The organism is Nguyenibacter vanlangensis (assembly GCF_013376155.1).
Lineage (GTDB): Bacteria > Pseudomonadota > Alphaproteobacteria > Acetobacterales > Acetobacteraceae > Gluconacetobacter > Gluconacetobacter vanlangensis.
The window spans coordinates 1-761 of sequence record NZ_JABXXP010001055.1 but is presented as its reverse complement, the minus strand read 5'-3'; the positions used below and the strand labels follow the sequence as shown (position 1 = coordinate 761).

Sequence of the window (761 nt, the reverse complement as noted above, 5' to 3'; positions counted from 1 at the left end):
CCATGCTGGATGCGACGATGGCGCGGGTGGGGGCAGGGCTGGCGGACCTGCCGCCTGGACGGCGGCTGCGCGTGCTGCATGTCAAGTCGCTGGTGCCGCTGACGGTCGATGGCGGGGGGACGATCATCGATGAATGGATCGGCCGGGCGGGCGGGCGCAATGTCGCCGCGGCGATCAGTGGCAATATGCGCCCGGTGTCGCTGGAACAGGTTGCCGCCTGGGACCCGGACGTGGTGATCCTGGGACCGGACAGCGGCGACCTGGCGCGGGTGTCGGCGCAATGGGGGGCGCTGCGGGCCGTGCGGGACGGCCGGGTCTATCGCAATCCGTCGGGCGTGTTTCCGTGGGACCGCTATGGCAGCGAATTGCCGTTGCAGGTCCTGTGGGCGGCGAAGACCCTCTATCCCGGCCGGTTTGCCCGGGTGGATATGGCTTTTGAAACCATTAAGTTCTATCGCGAATTTTTCGGATACGACCTGACGCCGGGGGAGGCCGCGCGGATCCTAGCGGCCCGTCCGCCGGCGGGGGACGCGGAGTGACGCGGCGCGCGGCGGTCCTGCGGGCCGTCCCGACCATCCTGCTTTTCGTACTGCCGGCCGTGGGGTTGCTCGGCCTTGCGGCGCTGTCGCTGGCGATCGGGCGCTATCCGGTGTCGGTCCCGGACATCGTCGCGATCCTGTCGGGGCATGACGGGGGGATGGCGCCGGCGCGGCGGGCGGTGCTGCGCGCGATCCTGATCCAGGCCCGGCTGCCGCGCATTG

2 pseudogenes are annotated in these 761 nt (G+C 70.6%); both read left to right on the top strand.

The annotated features are described in order from the left end of the window. A pseudogene (locus tag HUK84_RS21170) lies at nt 1-539 on the top strand (ABC transporter substrate-binding protein); the annotation flags it as partial. Next, nucleotides 536-761, top strand: a pseudogene (locus HUK84_RS21165) (hypothetical protein); the annotation flags it as partial. The pseudogenes HUK84_RS21170 and HUK84_RS21165, both read left to right, overlap by 4 nt.